Source organism: Marinitoga sp. 1138 (genome assembly GCF_013363265.1).
Taxonomy (GTDB): domain Bacteria; phylum Thermotogota; class Thermotogae; order Petrotogales; family Petrotogaceae; genus Marinitoga; species Marinitoga piezophila.
In genome coordinates, this window is record NZ_LBFA01000030.1 from 101,375 (window position 1) to 121,014 (window position 19,640).

18 protein-coding genes are annotated in these 19,640 nt (G+C 26.4%); 14 read left to right on the top strand and 4 right to left on the bottom strand.

The features are described 5' to 3' along the window. Window positions 1–128: 128 nt before the first annotated feature. Window positions 129–1,037: a pseudouridine-5'-phosphate glycosidase gene (locus XO11_RS10145; protein ID WP_014297515.1), complete on the bottom strand. Its 909-nt coding sequence runs from the start codon at window positions 1,035–1,037 to the stop codon at window positions 129–131. Next, window positions 1,034–2,122, bottom strand: a complete 1,089-nt coding sequence (locus XO11_RS10150) for a PfkB family carbohydrate kinase (RefSeq protein ID WP_175418590.1) — start codon at window positions 2,120–2,122, stop codon at window positions 1,034–1,036. The genes XO11_RS10145 and XO11_RS10150 overlap by 4 nt, the downstream gene beginning before the upstream one ends. Window positions 2,123–2,257: 135 nt before the next feature. On the opposite strand from XO11_RS10150, the gene XO11_RS10155 reads away from it, so the two are divergent. The 4 genes from XO11_RS10155 to XO11_RS10170 all read left to right on the top strand — a co-directional run bounded on the left by XO11_RS10155 (window position 2,258) and on the right by XO11_RS10170 (window position 5,158). Beyond that, the gene (locus XO11_RS10155; RefSeq protein ID WP_175418591.1) at window positions 2,258–2,362 is read left to right on the top strand and encodes an SHOCT domain-containing protein; all 105 of its coding nucleotides are present in this window, start codon (window positions 2,258–2,260) and stop codon (window positions 2,360–2,362) included. Window positions 2,363–2,374: 12 nt separating this feature from the next. Further along, the gene (locus XO11_RS10160) at window positions 2,375–3,031 is read left to right on the top strand and encodes a DUF2202 domain-containing protein (protein WP_175418592.1); all 657 of its coding nucleotides are present in this window, start codon (window positions 2,375–2,377) and stop codon (window positions 3,029–3,031) included. Window positions 3,032–3,153: 122 nt separating this feature from the next. After that, the gene (locus XO11_RS10165) at window positions 3,154–4,407 is read left to right on the top strand and encodes a putative DNA modification/repair radical SAM protein (protein ID WP_014297519.1); all 1,254 of its coding nucleotides are present in this window, start codon (window positions 3,154–3,156) and stop codon (window positions 4,405–4,407) included. Between the two features lie 4 nt (window positions 4,408–4,411). Beyond that, window positions 4,412–5,158: a TIGR03915 family putative DNA repair protein gene (locus XO11_RS10170; protein WP_014297520.1), complete on the top strand. Its 747-nt coding sequence runs from the start codon at window positions 4,412–4,414 to the stop codon at window positions 5,156–5,158. On the opposite strand, the gene XO11_RS10175 is transcribed toward XO11_RS10170, so the two are convergent. Further along, window positions 5,155–6,324 (bottom strand): hypothetical protein, encoded by a 1,170-nt coding sequence (locus tag XO11_RS10175; protein WP_175418593.1) that lies wholly within the window; start codon window positions 6,322–6,324, stop codon window positions 5,155–5,157. The genes XO11_RS10170 and XO11_RS10175 overlap by 4 nt on opposite strands. Before the next feature lie 44 nt (window positions 6,325–6,368). On the opposite strand from XO11_RS10175, the gene aroH reads away from it, so the two are divergent. From aroH to XO11_RS10205, 6 genes are all read left to right on the top strand, one after another. Beyond that, complete coding sequence (aroH, locus tag XO11_RS10180) at window positions 6,369–6,713, top strand: chorismate mutase (RefSeq protein WP_075780776.1); 345 nt, start codon at window positions 6,369–6,371, stop codon at window positions 6,711–6,713. 175 nt (window positions 6,714–6,888) lie between these two features. Then, window positions 6,889–8,550, top strand: coding sequence for a hydroxylamine reductase (gene hcp, locus XO11_RS10185; RefSeq protein ID WP_175418602.1), 1,662 nt, complete (start codon window positions 6,889–6,891; stop codon window positions 8,548–8,550). Between the two features lie 126 nt (window positions 8,551–8,676). After that, a complete protein-coding gene (locus XO11_RS10190) occupies window positions 8,677–11,226 on the top strand; it encodes an MMPL family transporter (RefSeq protein ID WP_175418594.1) in 2,550 nt (849 codons plus the stop codon). Window positions 11,227–11,228: 2 nt separating this feature from the next. Beyond that, on the top strand, window positions 11,229–11,678 hold the full coding sequence (locus XO11_RS10195) for a flavodoxin domain-containing protein (RefSeq protein ID WP_175418595.1): 450 nt from the start codon (window positions 11,229–11,231) through the stop codon (window positions 11,676–11,678). 1 nt (window position 11,679) lies between these two features. Continuing rightward, entirely contained in the window at window positions 11,680–12,252 is a 573-nt protein-coding gene (locus tag XO11_RS10200) for a TetR/AcrR family transcriptional regulator (protein ID WP_014297526.1), read from the top strand. A gap of 193 nt (window positions 12,253–12,445) precedes the next feature. Further along, a complete protein-coding gene (locus tag XO11_RS10205; protein ID WP_014297527.1) occupies window positions 12,446–13,588 on the top strand; it encodes an ATP-binding protein in 1,143 nt (380 codons plus the stop codon). Window positions 13,589–13,696: 108 nt separating this feature from the next. Here the strand turns inward: XO11_RS10205 and XO11_RS10210 are convergent, their stop codons facing one another. Continuing rightward, complete coding sequence (locus XO11_RS10210; RefSeq protein WP_175418596.1) at window positions 13,697–15,118, bottom strand: hypothetical protein; 1,422 nt, start codon at window positions 15,116–15,118, stop codon at window positions 13,697–13,699. A 591-nt stretch (window positions 15,119–15,709) separates the two neighbouring features. Here XO11_RS10210 and XO11_RS10215 point away from each other — a divergent pair. From XO11_RS10215 to XO11_RS10230, 4 genes are all read left to right on the top strand, one after another. Further along, a complete protein-coding gene (locus XO11_RS10215; protein WP_175418597.1) occupies window positions 15,710–16,636 on the top strand; it encodes an ABC transporter ATP-binding protein in 927 nt (308 codons plus the stop codon). Between the two features lie 24 nt (window positions 16,637–16,660). After that, window positions 16,661–17,557, top strand: coding sequence for an ABC transporter ATP-binding protein (locus XO11_RS10220; RefSeq protein WP_175418598.1), 897 nt, complete (start codon window positions 16,661–16,663; stop codon window positions 17,555–17,557). A gap of 339 nt (window positions 17,558–17,896) precedes the next feature. Then, a complete protein-coding gene (locus XO11_RS10225) occupies window positions 17,897–19,177 on the top strand; it encodes a hypothetical protein (RefSeq protein WP_175418599.1) in 1,281 nt (426 codons plus the stop codon). Between the two features lie 17 nt (window positions 19,178–19,194). Beyond that, window positions 19,195–19,640, top strand: a 446-nt coding sequence (locus XO11_RS10230) for an ATP-binding cassette domain-containing protein (protein ID WP_175418600.1), incomplete at its 3' end; no start/stop codon positions are given.

Consider the following 19,640-nt stretch of genomic DNA (forward strand, 5'->3'; position numbering starts at 1 on the left):
TTAAAAATATTTAATTTAATCAATAAATTTAAAGATGGACTTGAATTTATTTATAAAAAAAGTGCTTAATTCCAAAATTTAGAAGGAATTAAGCACTTTTATTTTTAAAATTTATATAATAAGGTAATTTATAATGATTTAGCAATTAATGCAGCAAGTTTTGCATTATTGTATACAAGTTGAATATTTGATTTTAAACTTTCGCCGCCTGTTATTTCTTTTATTTTTGCCAATAAGAAAGGTGTAGTTTCTTTACCTTTTATTCCAAGTTTTTCTGCTTCTTTTAAAGCATCTTCGATAGCTTTGGTTATGGTGTCATAATCCATTTGATATTCTTCAGGGATAGGATTAGCAATAACAGCTCCACCTTTTAAGTTTAATGCCCATTTTGCTTTTAAAAATTCTGCAATTTCTTCTGGTGTGTCTAATCTGAAATTGACATTAAAACCGCTTTTTCGTGTATAAAATGCTGGTAATTCTTCAGTTTGGTATCCAATAACTGGAACGCCAAAAGTTTCAAGGTATTCTAAAGTTAAACCAAGGTCGAGTATGGATTTGGCACCGGCACAAACCACTGCAACATTTGTGTTTGCTAATTCCTGAAGGTCTGCAGAAATATCAAAGGTTTCCTGGGCATTTCTATGAACTCCTCCGATTCCACCGGTTGCAAAAACTTTTATTCCAGCCATTTCGGCGATAATCATTGTTCCAGCTACAGTTGTTGCTCCATCTATTTTTTTGGAAATTACATATGGAATATCTCTTCTACTTACTTTCATTACTGAATATCCTTTTTTACCTAAATATTCAATTTCTTCTTCGGATAATCCAGCTTTTAGTTTTCCATTAATAATAGCTATAGTGGCAGGGATTGCTCCATTGTCTCTAACTACTTTTTCAACGTTTAAAGCTGTTTCAACATTTTGTGGATATGGCATGCCGTGAGATATTATTGTTGATTCAAGAGCTACAACAGGTTTTCCTTCTTCTAAAGCTTTTTTTACTTCTGGTGAAATTTCAAGGTATTTTTCAATCATAGTTTCATCTCCTTTAATTTATTTTCTATATTTTCTTTTGATAATTGTTCTGAATTTGCCCCTTCTGACTCTAATGTAATTGCCGAGGCAGCTATGGAAATTTTCGCTGTTTTTTCTAAAGAATAGTTGTTTAAATATCCTAATACTATTCCTGCTGTAAATGCGTCTCCGGCACCAGTTGCATTTATTACTTTAATTTTCGGTGTTTTTATATATATCATTTTATTTTTGTCAGCACATAAAATTCCATCTTTTCCCATTGTTAAAAATACTCTTTTAACTCCTTTATTAATAATATTTCTAACAGCTTTTTCAGCATCTTTTTTGTTTTCGATTTTTATGCCAGAAAGTATTTCAGCTTCATATATATTAGGTTTGATGGAATGGACATAATTGAGTATATTTGATATTTTAACAGTTTTTGCGGTAGAAACTGTATCTACAATAAATGTGTTGTTAATGTTTTTTGTAATATATTCTATTGTTTTTTGAGGTAAATTAGTATCGAGTATAACAGCTTTAGACTTTTCAATAATATTTTTTTTGGATTTAATATAATTTATATCTATTTTTTCGCATATCTCCATATCGGATAATCCAACAGCCATATCTCCTTTTTCATCGAGTATAGCAAGATAAGTTGATGTTGAGAAGTCGTTTAGTATTAATGAGTCACTAATGTCAATTCCTATATTTTTAGAATGTTCAATAATTTTTTTGCCATATATGTCATTTCCAATAGCTGTTAGTAATTTAGTGTTTATATTTAATCTTGAAAGATTTTCTGCGATATTTCTTCCTACACCACCAGGTGAGATTTTTGATTTACCGGGGTTTGAATCTTTTAATTTTAGTTTTTTATTTGGAAATCCGTTGATATCAATATTTGCTCCGCCTATTACCGTTACATAATCAAGTTTATTTATTATATATCCTCTACCTAAAATATATCCTTTTTTTATTAAATTGGCAATATGTACAGCAACAGAAGAACGGGCTATATTTAGTTGCTTAGCCAATTCGTCCTGGGTTATGAAAGGATTTTCTTTTATTAGTTCTAAAATTTCCTTTTCTCTATTTGTCATTTTATCACCTAAACTTTTGTTTATTTAATTAGTCTATTGTTTATAATATCATAAATAAGAAAGAAAATCAAGTTTTTCTAAGGTAACTTTAAGTTTTTTCTAAGTCTCCTCTAAGGTTTATAGAGTATTATAAAGATGTCGAAGATAAATAAAGCTCTTGAAATATTGAAGGAACAATTTGCGAGAGGCGAAATTAGTGAAGAAGAATTTTTAAGAAAAAGAAAATTAATCGAGGAATAAGGAGGCGGTATTATGAAAAAAGGTTTGTTATTAGGAAGTATGATTTTAATATTAGTAATAGTATCATTCGCAGGAGGCTTTTTCAATAATCCGGCAGCAGCAGTAGAATCATTACCAACACAAGAGTTGTCTTCAAATGAAATTGATGGTTTATTACAAATGAGAGAAGAGGAAAAATTAGCAAGAGATGTTTATTTAACATTATATGATATCTGGGGAATTCAAACGTTTTATAACATTGCTCAATCAGAACAAACACATATGAATGCAGTAAAAACTATTTTAGATAAATATGATATTGAAGATCCAATTACAGATTATACAGTTGGTGTTTTTAAAAATGAAGAATTAAAAAGATTATATGATCAACTTGTTGAACAGGGAAAAACTTCAATCATAGATGCCTTAAAAGTTGGAGCAACAATAGAAGACTTAGATATATATGATCTTGAAGAGTTAATAAAAGAAACAGATAATGAAGATATAAAAGTGGTATATGAAAATCTTAAATTCGGTTCTGAAAATCATATGAGAGCATTTGTGGGGTTATTAGAAAGGTATAATGAAACATATTCAGCACAATATATTTCACCAGATGAACTTAGCGATATTTTAAACGGTTCAGGAAATGCGCAACCAGGAAATGGTTATAGAGGCGGTAGAAAATAATTTATATTAAAGGTCCCGAAAGGGGCCTTTTTATTTTTAATTAAAAACTTGACACAGCAACTATTTTGTAGTATACTATGTGTAGTAAGATTATAAATAAGTTTATATTATAGGGTGATGATATGGATATAAATGAAAAATTGAGGATATTATCTTCATCAGCTAAATATGATGTTTCATGTGCTTCAAGCGGTTCTGATAGAAATAATGAAAAAAAAGGTATAGGAAATGCCGTAACCAGTGGTGTATGTCATAGCTGGACATCAGATGGAAGATGCATCTCACTTTTGAAGATTTTATTCTCAAATGCCTGTATTTACGATTGTGCTTATTGTATAAATAGAGCAAGTAATGATGTAAAAAGGGCAACATTTACTGTTGATGAGGTTGTTCAGTTAACAATGAATTTTTATAGAAGAAATTACATAGAAGGTTTATTTTTAAGTTCCGCAATAATAAAAAGTCCTGATTATACTATGGAGCAAATGTTGAAAGTAGTAAAAAAGCTCAGAAAAGAAGAAAATTTTAATGGTTACATCCATTTGAAGGCTATTCCAGGAGCAGATTTGAAACTTATACGTGAAGCAGGTTTTTATGCGGATAGGTTAAGCGTTAATATTGAGTTGCCAAGTGAAAAAAGTTTAAAACTATTGGCCCCACAAAAGAAAAAAGAAAATATAATTAAACCCATGAAATTTTTGGGAACAAATATTCTGGCTAATGTTGAAGATAGAAAGAAATATAAAAAAACTCCTCTATTTGTTCCAGCCGGCCATAGTACACAGTTAATTGTTGGAGCATCACCTGAAAGCGACTATCAAATTTTGAGATTGGCAGAAGGTATGTATAAAAAATTCAATATGAAAAGAGTATATTATTCAGCATTTATACCTGTTAATAAAGATAAGCGTCTTCCTATAAATATAAAACCACCATTGAAAAGAGAACATAGATTATATCAGGCAGATTGGTTATTGAGATTTTATAAGTTTTCAGCTTCTGAAATTCTTAATGAGAAAAATCCATTTTTAGATGAAAAGCTTGATCCCAAAACGTCATGGGCATTAAGAAATTTTCATTTTTTCCCTATAGAAATTAATAGAGCATCTTATGATGAATTAATCAGAGTGCCTGGGATAGGAATAAAATCAGCATTGACTATAATTAAAGCAAGAAAATATTCACCTATAACCTTTGATGATTTGAAAAAAATAGGTGTTGTTCTAAAACGAGCAAAATATTTTATTACCTGTAACGGTAAATATTATAGTAATATTTTTTTATCTCCTGACGCAATAAGGGAAAAATTAACTGAAAACTTAAGTATGAAAATACCATTATTTCCCACAACGGCAATTGAAGTTTCAAGGAGCTGAAATTATGAATATACTTACATATGATGGAACATTTCAGGGATTACTTACTATTACATATTATTGTTTTGAAAAAAGGAAATTACCTGACTTAATTTTAAAAGAAGGAAATAAAGGGATTTTTGGCAACGGTAATATTATAAAAACCGACTTTAAAAAAGCTGAATATGTGAGTAATTTTATAAAAAGAAAAATAAATAATGGAATTTTGAAAAATATATTTTTAGCCTATCTTTCGGAATATGAAAACATAGAAGTTGATATTATAAAATATGTCAATATCGCTTTGAAATTGAAAAAAGACCCCATAAATTATATAGAAAAGGACTATATTTTGAAAATAAAAAAGGTAATATATAAAGTGTCAAATGAAAAGCATAAATTTATAGGGTTATTACGTTTTAGAGAATTATCAAATGGACTTTATTATGCACCGTTTGAACCCGACCATAATATTATTATTCTACTTGCCCGGCATTTTATAAACCGATTTTCAAATCAAAATTGGATTATTCATGATATAAAAAGAAACCTTGCCCTTGTTTATTCAAAGGGCAAGGTGGATTTAATTAATATAAATATTTCAAATCAGTATTTTTTTAAAGATTTGGAAAATTTATCAAAAGATGAAATTGAATACCAGAGTTTATGGAAAACATATTTTAATAGTGCAGCGATTACAGAAAGAAACAATTCTAAACTTCAAAAACAATTTATGCCTATACGCTATTGGAAATATTTAACGGAATTCTAAACTTTTATTCGATTAATAAGAGAAATATATTCTTTTTGTAGTTTTTTAAATTTTTCAAATCTATTTTCACTGTAGTTTTTATTATAAAAACTTATTAATTCTTTTTTGAGATTTTCGATTGATTCTTTTGGATAAAATTCTTTTAATTCTTCCAGAATTTCATAAATTTTAGAAATATAATCATCATAACCAATCATTTCATACAGATAATAAGAATATTTTTTTAGATCATTGAACTTAAAATTACTTTGTCCTTTTATCATAAGCCATTCAAGAATAAATCGCTTTAAATTCTTTTCAACATAAAATAGAAAATCGTCATTAGCTTCATATGGCGGTTCATGAATAATAGTAATATCCTTATCATAAATAAAATAGCTTTTGAAAATAGGGTTTTTTTCTTTAATTTCAGCATACTCATTCCCATTTTCATATATTAATCTTGAAGCAAGTAATAAAGAAAAATCTTCACCACGTGGAACATCAAGTGGATAATACATTTTTTCTGCAAATTCCTTTCGTATAATCATATTCCCACCGAATCCAAAAATAGATTCCTGCGGTTTGGGACTTTTCATAAACCTAACAATATCAATATCCATAGAGGTAGTTTTCTTCCAGGTTTTCAATTTATCTTCTCCAGTAATTCGTATAGTTCCATTTTTTTCATATGGTGCTGTAAAAACATATTTATCAGGATTTTTTTCTAATAATTCTTTTGTTTTTAAAATATAATTTTCACGTAAAAGCTCATCATCGTCAATTTGTATAATCACATCTTCACCATTCATAATCGGGAAAATAAAGCCCTGATTTCTAATTTCAGGATATCCTTTTGAAGAGAAAAAAAGGGAATTGTATTTTTCTTTACAACATTGAATATCTGTGTTAGTATATATATAAAAGTTATATTTAAAACCTTCCATTATTTTTTCAATTTTTTCGATTATAATTCCATCTTTTGAAACATCTTCATGTGCAGCTACTGCGAAAATATAGACGCTAATATTGTCGTTTTTACCAACATTTAATTTATTGATGCTATCAATAGTTTTATGTAATGTATTTTTGTTTTCAAAATCATTTAAAGGTGTAGGATGATCAAAAAAATCTCTTTTATTATCATTAGTACGAATATATGTATTAATTACAATGGCAAAATTCATAATACCCCTTCTTTCATTTTTCAATAATTTGGAGGTGAGCTTTAATGATAGTAGGAATACGTGGTGCAACTTCAATTGAAAATAATACCAAAGAAGAAATAATCTCTCGTACAATAGAATTATACACCCAAATTGTAGAAAAAAACAACATAAAGAGAATTATTAGTATATTTTGCTCTGTAACCCCTGATATAACTGCTTATAATCCTATCACTGTTATTAGAGAAAACTTCAAATTGGATAATGTAGCATTATTTACACTTCAAGAAGCCGTTTTTGAAAATTCTCCAAAAGCAATTATTAGATTACTAATTCATTGTGAGAGCGATACACAAAATTTTGTTTACTTGCATAAAGCAAAAGATTTAAGAAAAGATATAATAAAGTAAATATTATAAATTTAATTCTGTGTAAAAAATGTTAAGATTCAAAAAGTGTAACATAGGTTACGGACAAAAACCGACAAAAAAGGTTATAATTAATATGTAGATAAAATAAAAAAATTCACAAAATCATATATTAAATCAATTTTTTTTAAATGAACACGGAGGTGTTAATATGGGAATGTTTTGTTATCAATGTGAAGAAGCTGCAAGAGGTGTAGGTTGTACAGCAATGGGTGTTTGTGGTAAGACACCAGAAGTAGCTAATTTACAGGATATGTTGCTTTGGGTAACTAAAGGTTTATCGTATTGGGGATTAAAAGCAAAAGAATATGGAATTAAAGACGATGAAGCTAATTTATTTGTAGCAGAAGCATTATTTATTACAATCACAAATGTAAACTTTTCTGTTGAAAGAATGGTTGAATTTATAGAAAAAGCTTTAGATTTAAAAGACAGAGTAAAGCATAAATTTCTTGAAGCTTATGCTAAAAAAGAAGGCAAATCATTTGATGAAAAAGTACCAGAAGCAGCAGAATGGGATAAGAGAGGCGACGCTAATTTATATGCACAAAAAGGTTTTGAAGTAGGAGTATTAGCTGATAAAGATGAAGATATCAGATCTTTAAAACAATTAGTAATATATGGATTAAAAGGTATTGCAGCTTATGCTGATCATGCTTATGTTTTAAAATATACAAATGATGATATTTTATATTTCTTACAAAAAGGAATGGCTGAAACATTAAGAGAAGATATTACAGCAGATGAATTAATTAATTTAACACTTGAAACTGGTAAATATGCTGTTGATGTAATGGCATTACTTGATAAAGCAAATACATCAACATATGGAAATCCTGAAATTACAGAAGTTTATACAGGAACATATAATACACCAGCTATATTAATTAGTGGTCATGACTTATTAGATTTAGAGGAATTATTAAAACAAACTGAAGGAACAGGCATAAAGATTTATACACATGGTGAAATGTTACCAGCCCATGCATATCCAGAATTAAAGAAATACGAGCATTTAGCTGGAAACTTTGGAGGAGCATGGTGGCAACAGGATAAAGAATTTGCTGAATTTGGTGGAGCAATTTTAATGACAACTAACTGTTTAGTACCTCCAAAAGAATCATATAAAGATAGGGTATTCACAACAGGACTTGTTGGTTTTGATAAATTAACTCATATTCCAAATAGAACAGATGGAAAACCAAAAGATTTCTCACCAGTAATCAAGAAAGCATTAGAATTGGGTCCAATTCCAGAAAGAGAAGGTAAAAAGATTGTTATAGGTTTTGCTCATGAACAGGTTGCAAAGGTTGCAGATAAGGTTATAGATGCCGTAAAATCAGGAGCTATTAAGAAATTCTTTGTAATGGCTGGTTGTGACGGAAGACATAAGGAAAGGGAATACTATACAGAATTTGCAGCTAACTTGCCAAAAGATACAGTTATCTTAACAGCAGGTTGTGCAAAATATAGATATAACAAACTTGATCTTGGAGATATAGATGGTATTCCAAGAGTATTGGATGCAGGTCAATGTAATGATTCATACTCATTAGTTGTAACAGCATTAAAGTTAAAAGAAGCATTTGGCCTTGAAGATATAAATGAATTACCAATTGAATATAATATTGCATGGTATGAACAAAAGGCAGTAGCAGTATTACTTGCATTACTTTATTTAGGAGTAAAAGGAATAAAATTAGGTCCAAAACTTCCAGCATTTATTTCACCAAATGTATTAAAAGTATTAGTAGATAATTTTGGAATTAATCCAATTACAACAGTAGAAGAAGATTTAAAATTTTTCTTGAATAAGTAAGATAATTATTAATGCAGGGCACTAAATTTTTAGTGCTCTGTTTTTTATTTTATGTTTATCTTTTTGTAAAGAAATAGGTGTAGTATTTTTTATACCGACCAGCCGGTCTAGAAGGAGGGATATTTTGTGAAAAAGCTTGGAAAAATAATCATTGAACACTCTAAAGTTGTATTTGCTTTAATGATGGTTTTAACTCTTGTAGCCTTATATTTTACGACAAAGTTATATATTAAACCTGGCTTTTTGGATTTATTGCCAGCAGATGATCCATATGTTCAGGTTTATAAAGAAGCGTCTAAGAGCTTTAAAAGTATAGATAATATTATGATTGGTATTGAAGGAAATAAAGAAGATATCATAAAGTATATAGATGCTATTTCATCTAAATTAAAAACAATGGATGGGGTTGATGCAATATATGCCAGGAATCCCATGGATTTTATGAAAAAAAATATATTTTTGTTGTCACCAGACGAACAACAAAAATTTCTTTTAAAATTATATTCTTCGGAAAATATTGTTGATTTTTTTGATTCTTTAAACCAGATGTTTGAAACTCCTGATAACGGTTATCATATTTCAGAACAGGAAAAGAGGCAATTTAACTATATTCTTGATTCTTTTAATAATTTACTTGTTTCAATAAATAATAATGATATAGAAGCAGTTAAACAAAATTTCCAGGGAATGTTATTTGGCAAAGAATATATGATTTCTGATGACGGAAAGTTTGGAATAGTTATTGTTAGACCTGGTATATCCTTTAATGATTTAAATAGAACTATTGAATTGGTTAATAAAATTGAAAAGGTTGTAAAGGATGAAGCAAAAAATTATAATGTAAAAGCCGGTTTAACAGGAACGGCTGTTATTGAAAGAGATGAAATGGTTACTACAGAAAGGGATATGGCAATTACAACAACTGTGTCCGTTATATTGATACTTATAATATTCTATCTTGGATTTAGAAGTTTTAAGTTTATGATACTTTCAATTATTCCGTTGATAACAGGTATTATTCTTGCTTTAGGATATGCAAAAATAACTATAGGTTCATTAAATATTATGACAGTAATGATGGGTGCAATACTTGCAGGATTAGGAATTGATTATTCAATTCACATTATATCCCTATATCTTGAATTGAGAAGTAAAGGAAATAATGTAAAAGATGCATTATATGGTGTTTTTGAAAAGAACGTTAGAGGTATTGTTGCCGGTGCTGTTACAACGGCTATAGTAATGGGAATATTTATAATAAGTGAATTTCCAGGATTTAGAGAATTTGGTATTGTTTTATCTGCAGGTATTATTTTTACATTGATTTCTGCAATAACAATATTGCCTATATTATTAAAATGGTTTGGTAAGAGTTTTAAAGATCCTGGAAAAACATTTGTAATTGATTATGATATAAAAAAATATAGAATGATTAGTATAATTCTTCTTGTTGTATTAATTATTTTTTCTGCCGTAAAAATAACTAAGGTGCAATTTGAAAAAAATATGCTTGAAATTGAAGCAAAAGGTTTAGAAAGTATAGCTATTAATAACAAAATTCTTGAAGAATTTGAGCTTTCACCTGATAATACAATATTTATAAGTAATAATCTGGCTGAAGCAAAGATGCTATATGAAAAGATTAAAAATGTAAAAGTATTTTCAGAAGTAGATAGTATAATTCCATTTATTCCCGAAACAGAAAAACAGGTTGTTAGGTTAAAAAATGCAAAAACGGTAAAATCATTATATGTAGAACCTATTAATTTTGATATGAATAAATTAAAAAATGAATTGAGAAGGTTAAATCTTAATATGCTAAAAGCTTCGTTATCCTTAAATACTTTTGGATACAAAGATTTAGGGAAAAAAGTAAATGAAATTGTAAAGTCTGGAATTATAAATAAATTAATGGATAAGAATTATGAAGATTACTTAGCAGTTCAAAAAACTATTATTAGCCAGATAAATTTACTAAAAAAGGATTTAAATGATTCTGAATTTATTACTATAGATAAGATTCCAGAAGAAATAAAATCTAATTATGTCAGTGATGATGGAAAAGTTTTAACTACAGTATATCCAGCAGGAGATATATGGAATGCAGACTTCCAAAAAGAATATTTTAAGATTTTAGATGGCTTGAATGTTGATAATGTTACAGGCACTTCCTTATTATTCTATAAGGTTGTGAAAATCTCTGCTGAAGAAGGAAAAAATCTATTGATATTAACATTAATTTTGATATTTGTTGTTCTGTTAATAGATCTTAGAAGTTTGAAATACTCGATTTTAGCGTTATTACCAATGCTACTTGCAATTGTATTAATGTTAGGAATAATGGGTTGGTTTGATATTAAATTTAATGTAGTAAATATTATTGCCTTACCATTAATTATTGGTATAGGTGTAGATGATGGAATTCATTTGATACATAGATATAGAAGAGAAAAGAATTTAAGAGAGGCGTTAAGGAGTACAGGAAAAGCTATTACAATGACAACATTAACAACAGGAGCAGCTTTTGGTTCATTTGTTCTGGCTAAATATAGAGGATTCGTAGGATTTGGACTATTATTGTTAATGGGAGTTATATTTAGTTTTTTAATTACAGCATATGTAATTACGTCTATTATCAGTTATATGGAAAGCAAAGATAATAAGGAGTCGAATTAATAATGAAAATATGTGTAATATATGATACCAAAAAGAATTCAACAAAGGTCTTTTCAAAATGGATTAAAGAAGATATCCAACAACACAATATAGATGTGGATATATTTAAATATAATGAATTTAACAATAAATATGATTATGATTTGTTTATAATAGGAAGTCCTATTTATTATGAAAAACCCCTAAAAGGAATTATGAATTTTTTAGAAGAAAATAGTTCTATCTTAAAAGAGAAAAAAACAGCTGTATTTATTGTTTGTATGGCTCAATTATTTGGGAAAGCTACAGAGAAATATATAAAAAATCACTATTTAAGACCGCTTGAAGAAAAAGTTGGAGATTTAGTTGTTGAGAGTGGAGTTTTTTGGGGATGGATAAGGAAAATTAATGAAAAAGATAGAGATAAAGTAAAAAAATGGGCAAATGAAATAGTAAAGAAGCTTGGTGATTAATATGGAAGATACTTATGAAAAAATTTTAAAAGCAGCATATCTGGTTTTTTCAGAAAATGGTTATGAAAATGCGAGTTTAAATAAAATTAAGGAAACTGCAGGAGTTTCCAAAGGAGCTATTTATCATTATTTTAAAAGTAAGGATGAATTATTTTATCATGTAATAAAATCATATTTCGAAGAGTTTGTAAAAATCTTTGACCAATATTCCTTTGATTCTCTTGATAAAATAAAAGAATTTGGTTTTATGGCTATAGATATATATGAACAGGATCAAAAATCTCAAAATATTACTATGGTATTATTTCAACAATCACTAAAAAACAAAGAAATAAAGGAATTGCTTGAAGAATATATAACAAAGGTTCTAAATAAAATCGGAGAAAAATTACAGGAAATATCGGAAAATGGAAAGTTAAAAGAAGATGTAGATATAAATTTATTAGCTCAAAAAATTTTTGTAACTATGGACACATTGGGATTATATATATCCTATGGAATAAAAAATATCGATGTAAGAAGATTATGGAATGATTTTATTGATGATTACATTTCGCAGTATTATAAAAAATGAAAAATCATAAAATTAACAAAATCCCTAGATTCTAGGGATTTTGTTATAAAAACTCCTTGATAGATAATTTTGTCAAGCAATTTTTTGGAATAGGAAGCGGCTTGATTAAATATCCTGTCGAATGTTGTCGAAAATTGTCGACGTTGTCGATTAAGTCGAACTAATGTGATATAATAATATCTGGGGTGAGATTATGGAATTAGGGAAGATAATTGAAAAAGTAGTTGATAAACCTTTAAATAAAACAGATAAAAAATTGCTTGTGAATAGAGAAAAAGAATTTGAATTAATAAATCTTTTGACGCAGTATCAGCCATATGGAATTTATGGTATTTGCGGAGAAACTGGTATTGGAAAAACAACTGTAATAAATAATATTGAAATACCTTTTCATACAATAAAAATAACATTAACTCAAAGAGAAAATCAGGATACAATTCTTTATGATATACTTTATAATTTATCTTTGGTATCTGAAAAAGATATAAAAATTGCAAAGGAAATTAAAGAATGGATTCTTGAAGAAATTTCATATATTAAGGGATTTTCATTAGGAATAAGTTTTATTGGAAATGCATCAGTTGGTTCTCAAAATCAAAAAGCACCACGTTTTAATTATTTTAAAGCAAAAGAATATTTAAATAAATTAACTGATGAATTGATAAAAAAATATAATAAAGTGATTATAATAATTGATGAATTGGATAAAGAAAAAAAACGTGATGTATTAATCGTATTGGATAGTTTAAAATTGGAATTGCAAAAAGAAGGACTTATTGTAATTGTTTCATTGCCGTATTCTATATATAGAGAATATAAAAATGATAGAATGCATAGAAATGAAAGTGGAAACCTTGAAAATATAATAAAAGATATAATTTTTTTAAGAGAATTTACCTCATCTGAAATCAAGGAAATTCTTATTAAAAGGTTAAAAGAACATATTGATTTTTTTGATGATAAATCATTGGAATTAATTGCTGATTTTTCAGATGGTAATCCACGAGATGCATTCTGGATTACACAAAAGATTATTTTTGAAGCGTTGTCTCAAAAGATTATAAGAATTGACGAAAAATTGGTAAGAACTCTAATGAGAAACATTGTAAAAGAATATTTAAATGAAATTTCGCTAACAGAAAAGCAAAAAACATTTATTGATGAAAGTTTATATCCTGGAAGTAGAGAAGAGATTGTAAAAAAAGCTATTTCAAAAAATAAATTACCTCGATCAACTGCATATTCAATTTTTGATAGACTATTAGAACTGGGAATAATTATAGAGCAAAACGGAACTTATAAACTCTCAGGCAAAGTAAAATATTTATATATTTAAATTATCCTGTCGAAGGTTGTCGAAAATTGTCGACGTTGTCGACCAAGTCGAAGTTAATAATCAATAAAAAATCAAGCTGGATTTTTTCAGCTTGATTTTTTTATTTTATTATAAAAACCTTTCAATAATATCATCAATCAAAACTCTTTCATCGTCTTCAAAAGAGTAATAGCCTAAAACAACATGCTTTTGACCGAAACCATATTTAATAGCAAAATCACGAACCTTACCTTTTGGATAAGGAGTAATGGGCCATTTAATATCGTATCGAACGCAAATTCTTAAAAACATATCAAAAAGTCTTATTTCCTCATCACTGAGCTTAAAATAATTAAAAACAAATTCCTTAAAGTTCTTTGTTTTCTTAAAAAGCTCAGTGATGAGTTTTTTTCTTGCTAAATAAAATGGTGAAATATTATATTCCGAATCTTCAACATCTTCAGAATTCAATAATCTCCTTTCAACTTTCTTCAAATTAAAATCACTCATCATAACATTAAAAAAATACATCTTCTCATAATTAGCAGAGAAGAATTTAATGATTTTATCTTTATTACCTTCAAAAATCAATTTTAAAATATGACTCTTTGTAAAAAATGGTTTTTCTATTAATGCTGTATATGTTGAAAAAAATAATACAGGAATATTTATTTCTTTTTGTTTTCTAAATTTAATAGTATTTTTTTTAAAATTCTTCTTTATTTCTTTTTCAAATTCTTTTGAATAAAAGCTTCTATTAAACTTCTTATCAATTTTCACTTCAGGAAAAATCTTTTTTAGTTCATTTACTATATTACATATTTCAAAAATAGTCACATCATTATTAATTCTTCTGACTTCAAAAATAGTATCAAACCAGTTATAGGTATAATTTAAATCTTCGAAATAATAACCAATATAATATTCCAGTAAATTTGCAGCAATTAAAGCTTTCTTTTTATCTTCATTTCTTATCCACCATGCTGCACCATTTAAACCATTACACAGCATTGTAGGATGCGGGAATTCTTTTGCAAGAAAATAACCTTCTATGAATAATTCATATGCTTTATTATATTCTTCATTTTTAATATGTTCTCTTGCATGAGAATATTTTAAAATAGCCTTATCTACATTATTTTCTTCATAATTATCAGAGTATATTTTAAAATTATCAGTTATATTATATGATTTATTAAATAAATTTAATCCTGGTAATATCAAACTTCTTGCATATGATGAAAGCTTATCAAAGTTATTTCTTAAAATAATAAATTCTTTTTTTGATAAATCAGATTTTCCTATTTTATTATATAAAGAAATAATCTCAAATCTTGCTAATTCTCTTAATACAATTGTTGTTGCTACTGAAATAACTTTATTTGCATAATCAATAGCAGAATAATAGTCTCTTTCCCATTTGGATTTTAATAACAGAAGATAATATTTCAATGCTACATCACTAATCTTTGGATAAATATAATTAACAATTGGTTTTGAAAAATAACCATACTCAACTATATTTAAAATATCTTTTATACAAATCCCCATTTTAACCTCCAACTTACAAAAAATTAAAAGTATTTTTACTAATCTTTTTTGAAAGTAAGAAACTTTAAAATTAACATTCTCTTGTAACATAATAAAGAATTAAGAAAAAGACAAAATAACGAATATAAAAGTATTTTAAAAAACGAAATGAATTTCCAAATTTTCTGATGTTACATGAGTTAATCAAAGTGTAACGAAAATCAACTTCTGAAATACTGATAAAAAGCGGATTTTTATTTTTGAAAAAACACTTGAAAGTCATGTTAGAAATGATAAAATAAAAGAAAATACTATTTAAGATACATCGTAAATATATTATGTTTTTGATACAGAAAATATTATATCAAAAAATCTTAATTTCATAAATAAAATGAATAGCAAAGGTATTTGAAAAATTTTAGAATTTTTATCTTAAATTTCTATTTAAATAGTTTTGAAGAAAAAATGAGTATAGAATATGAAGAATAAAATTTGATAATTATTTATATACAACATTTTGATTAATTATAATAGTCTCAAATGAGATAAAAACTCATTTGAGACTATCTGTATGATATAATAGAAAACGAAATTTTTTATAAGGTGATAAAAATGGAAGTTTTTTTTAATATTTTAAAAGAATTACCAAAATCTAATAAGCTAAAAACATTTTTTGTGTTTATAATAAGCATTTTTATTCAATTTGGAAATATATCAGTTCCGTTTATATTTCAGAGATTGACTGATAATTTTGGTAGCGAAAAAGCCTTTCAATATTTTCAGATATTATTGTTTGTATATTTTCTTCAATTACTTTTAAATATTTTTTTTGGAATATTTTATACAAAAAATATATACGAGATTTCATCTTATTATAAAAAACGAGGTTTTGAATTTTTATTGAGAAACAATAAAGAGATAAATAATTTTTCAGAAAAGATAGATTTACTATTTAATCTTTCTGAAGAGGGTATAGCATCTTTATTTTACGAATCAAACGTCAATTTTGTGGTTTATATAATTTTTTATTTTATATTGCTTTTTTATATATTGAAAAGATCCCTAATAGTGGGAGTACTATTAATTGCTAATACAATTGTTTTATATATAGTATCCAGATTAAAAATAAAATATCTTTCTTCAAAAAATTTGGAAATTATCAGATTAGAAGCGAAGAAAATAAAAGAAATTGAGGATATTTTAAGAGGTTTTGTGGAAATTAGAGTATTTAATATTTTAAAAAATGAGGTCAATAGAATTTCAAATCATTTCAAAGAGATTTTGAATATTATAAAGCGAAAACAGAAAATAGAATTATTTATTTCAGGTTTTGAAATTATGAATTTTTTGGTTTTTCCAGCAATTTTGTATATTGTTGGAATTTCAATTATAGAAAAAAACATTTCTCTTGGCGAAGGAATTAAGATCATTCAAATAGTTGAAATTATCACTTCTTATTCTATTTTTATAAGCAATTATACTAACGTAATACCAGAGATTATAAGTGTATTTGAGGAATATTCTAAAAATTTTCAATAAACCAAGATATAAAATGGTGATATTATGAAAAAAATAATATTTGTTATCATAGTTCTTTCTATTATTTCAATTATTTCAGAATATCTCTATACTACAATTCCACTTTATACAAAGGATTTCATAGATTTTTTGACATCTGGAATAATTAATTATAAAGTTTTATTAAATATGACTTTGATAATTATAATATCTTTTTTATTAAAAACCATGGTAAAAATCTTTTTAGAATATTATAAGAAGAAAGCATCATATTTAATAACTATAAAAGGTTTATCAAACATTTTAAAATTCGATTATTTAGAATTCAAGGAATATGATGAAATATATTATTCTGAAAGTTTATTAAGATTACCTGAAAAAATAATGGAAGCAGTAAGCTCTTCAGGAATGGAAAATTTCACTATAATATTTAAGATGATATTTCTCATAATTTTTATATTTAACCTTGATATAAAATCTGGTATTGCAACAATAATATATACGATATTATCGTTCGTTAGCATATGGATTTCAAATAAATATTTTTATGAAAATTATGATAAACAAATTGAGATAAATCTTAATAACATATCAGATGCAATGGACCAATTAGAGGGATTGAAAGAGATACATTTATTTAATGCTGTAAATTCTGAAATATCACGTTTTGAAAATAACATTAATAAATATAGAGATTTTTCAATAAAAATAAATATATTGGATTGGTTTTTGTCTTTTACAATAAATGATTTTTTTCAATATTCAATATATGCATATCTAATATATAGAGGATTACTTTTAAAAGATGTTGGTTCATTAATTGCATTATACATGTATGTAAAAGATGTAGCAAATATAATGAATAATTCTATATTTGGAATCTGGAACTCTTTAAGAGAAGCATTAATTTCATGGAATAGATTAAAAAAGTATATAATTTGACATTCAAAATCCCCGAAAGGGGATTTTTATTTATTTAATTATTTTTTAACCAAAATTTTACCGGTAAAAATCCAAACCTTGGAAACATTGAATTTAACATTACATTGTAACATAAGATTTATAATTGGAATTGGTTAAAAAGTTTAATACAAGCATATTATAAATAACAAAGAAAGAATGTGAAAAAAACGTGTGTTACATGAGTTAATTAAACAGTAACATTCTTTGATTTCTGAAACACTGATAAATAGCGACTTTTTATTTTGGAAATAGACCTTGAAAGTCATGTTAGAAATGATAAAATTTAAGTTGAAAAATTAAAAATAGGGGGATGAGAAAATGAAAAGAAGAGGATTAATCATTTTATTTATATTGATACTAACGATCTCGTTGTTTTCTGATAGTTTAAAAATGATAAAGAAAATAGAGCTGGAAATAGAAAATTCAAAAAAGCCACCAAAATTAATCACAACATTTACAAAAAATGAAGTAATAATCACACCGTTTGTAGCAATTGGAAAGGATTTTAAAATACGAATATATTCATTAAGAGATAATACAGAACAAATAATAAAAAAAGAAGCTCCTGCATTATACGAAATCGGAGAACTTACAAGTGTGACATTTATAACAACCTTTAATTTTGAAGATAAATTCTGGATAATATGTGGAAATGAGAAGAATGGAGATATGGAAATAAATGAATATATAAAAAAGGATAATGAATATATATTCAATAAAAAGTTGAATTTAAAAATAAAATCATGGGCAGTGATGATTGATAAAGAACTAAAGGATAGATTAATAATAAGTTTAGGAGTAAATGAGTCTGAAAGAAAAATAATGGTAGTTGATAAAAATCTTGAGTGGCATAAAGATTTAATTACATTAAATGATTTTTCGGGATATCTTGAAACGGCAGAGTATAAGGATAAATTATATATATTTGAGAGCACAGGGGAAAAAAGCGTATCGTCATTCTTTGGATCAAATAGTAAATACATAAAACTAAAACATACATTTGATGCAAAGACATATAAACTTCTAAAAAAAGATGAAAAGGCATTTTCAGATATGAAATATTATGTTTATATATATCAGGATGGGAAATATGCATATTTTGGAAATTATGGAGGGAAGATAAACATAAAAAGATATAATCTTGAAAATGGAAAAGTAGAGGATATAAACATGGAAGAGATATATCCATTATTAAAGGAGGGAAAGATTGAATATTCATATTTTGCATATAAGAATAAAAAAGTATTAATAGAAATAAATGAAGAAGATATTATGAAATTGGTAATGGGTGAAATAATAAATAATAAATTCAAAGTAATCTGGAAAAAAGAATTAGAAAAAAATGGAGTATTCTTTCCACGAACAACAAAAAGTATTTTTTTATTAATTCCGGATTTACCGACAGAAATTGAAGAAGTTTTATATAAAGGAAAAAATTACAAAATTAATTTTGAAACTGGTGAAATTACAAAAATTACAGACAAACCAATAATCTTTTTCAAAATGAAAGATAAATATTATGGAGTATTAAACGAAACAGAAAAGAAAGATGGGAAGAACTATTCAGTATTTGAAATTTATGAATTAAAAATTGAGTAAAGAACGGTGGTGAAAAAATGATAGAAGTAAAAGGGATAAAAAAGAGCTTCAAAGAAAAAGAAGTATTAAAAGGCGTGGATTTTGATGTCAAAGAAGGGGAAAAGTTTGTAATATTAGGGGAAAATGGAGCAGGAAAATCCACACTGTTTTATATATTAACAAAAGTATATAATCCCGATGAAGGAGAAATAAAAATAAAAGAAGGGAAATATTTATTGGGCTTCGTAGAAGAACCACAGTTCATAAAAACCATGAATGCGTATGAAAATATGAAATATATTAGCTCGAGCATATATAAGAAAGTCACAAAAGAAGAAATGGATAAATATTTAAAAATAACAGGAATACAGCAACATGCAAAGAAAAAAGTAGGTAAATATTCCACGGGAATGAAAAAAAGACTGGCAGTATCGTTATTATTAATGATAGATCCGGATATATACATATTCGACGAACCAACAGA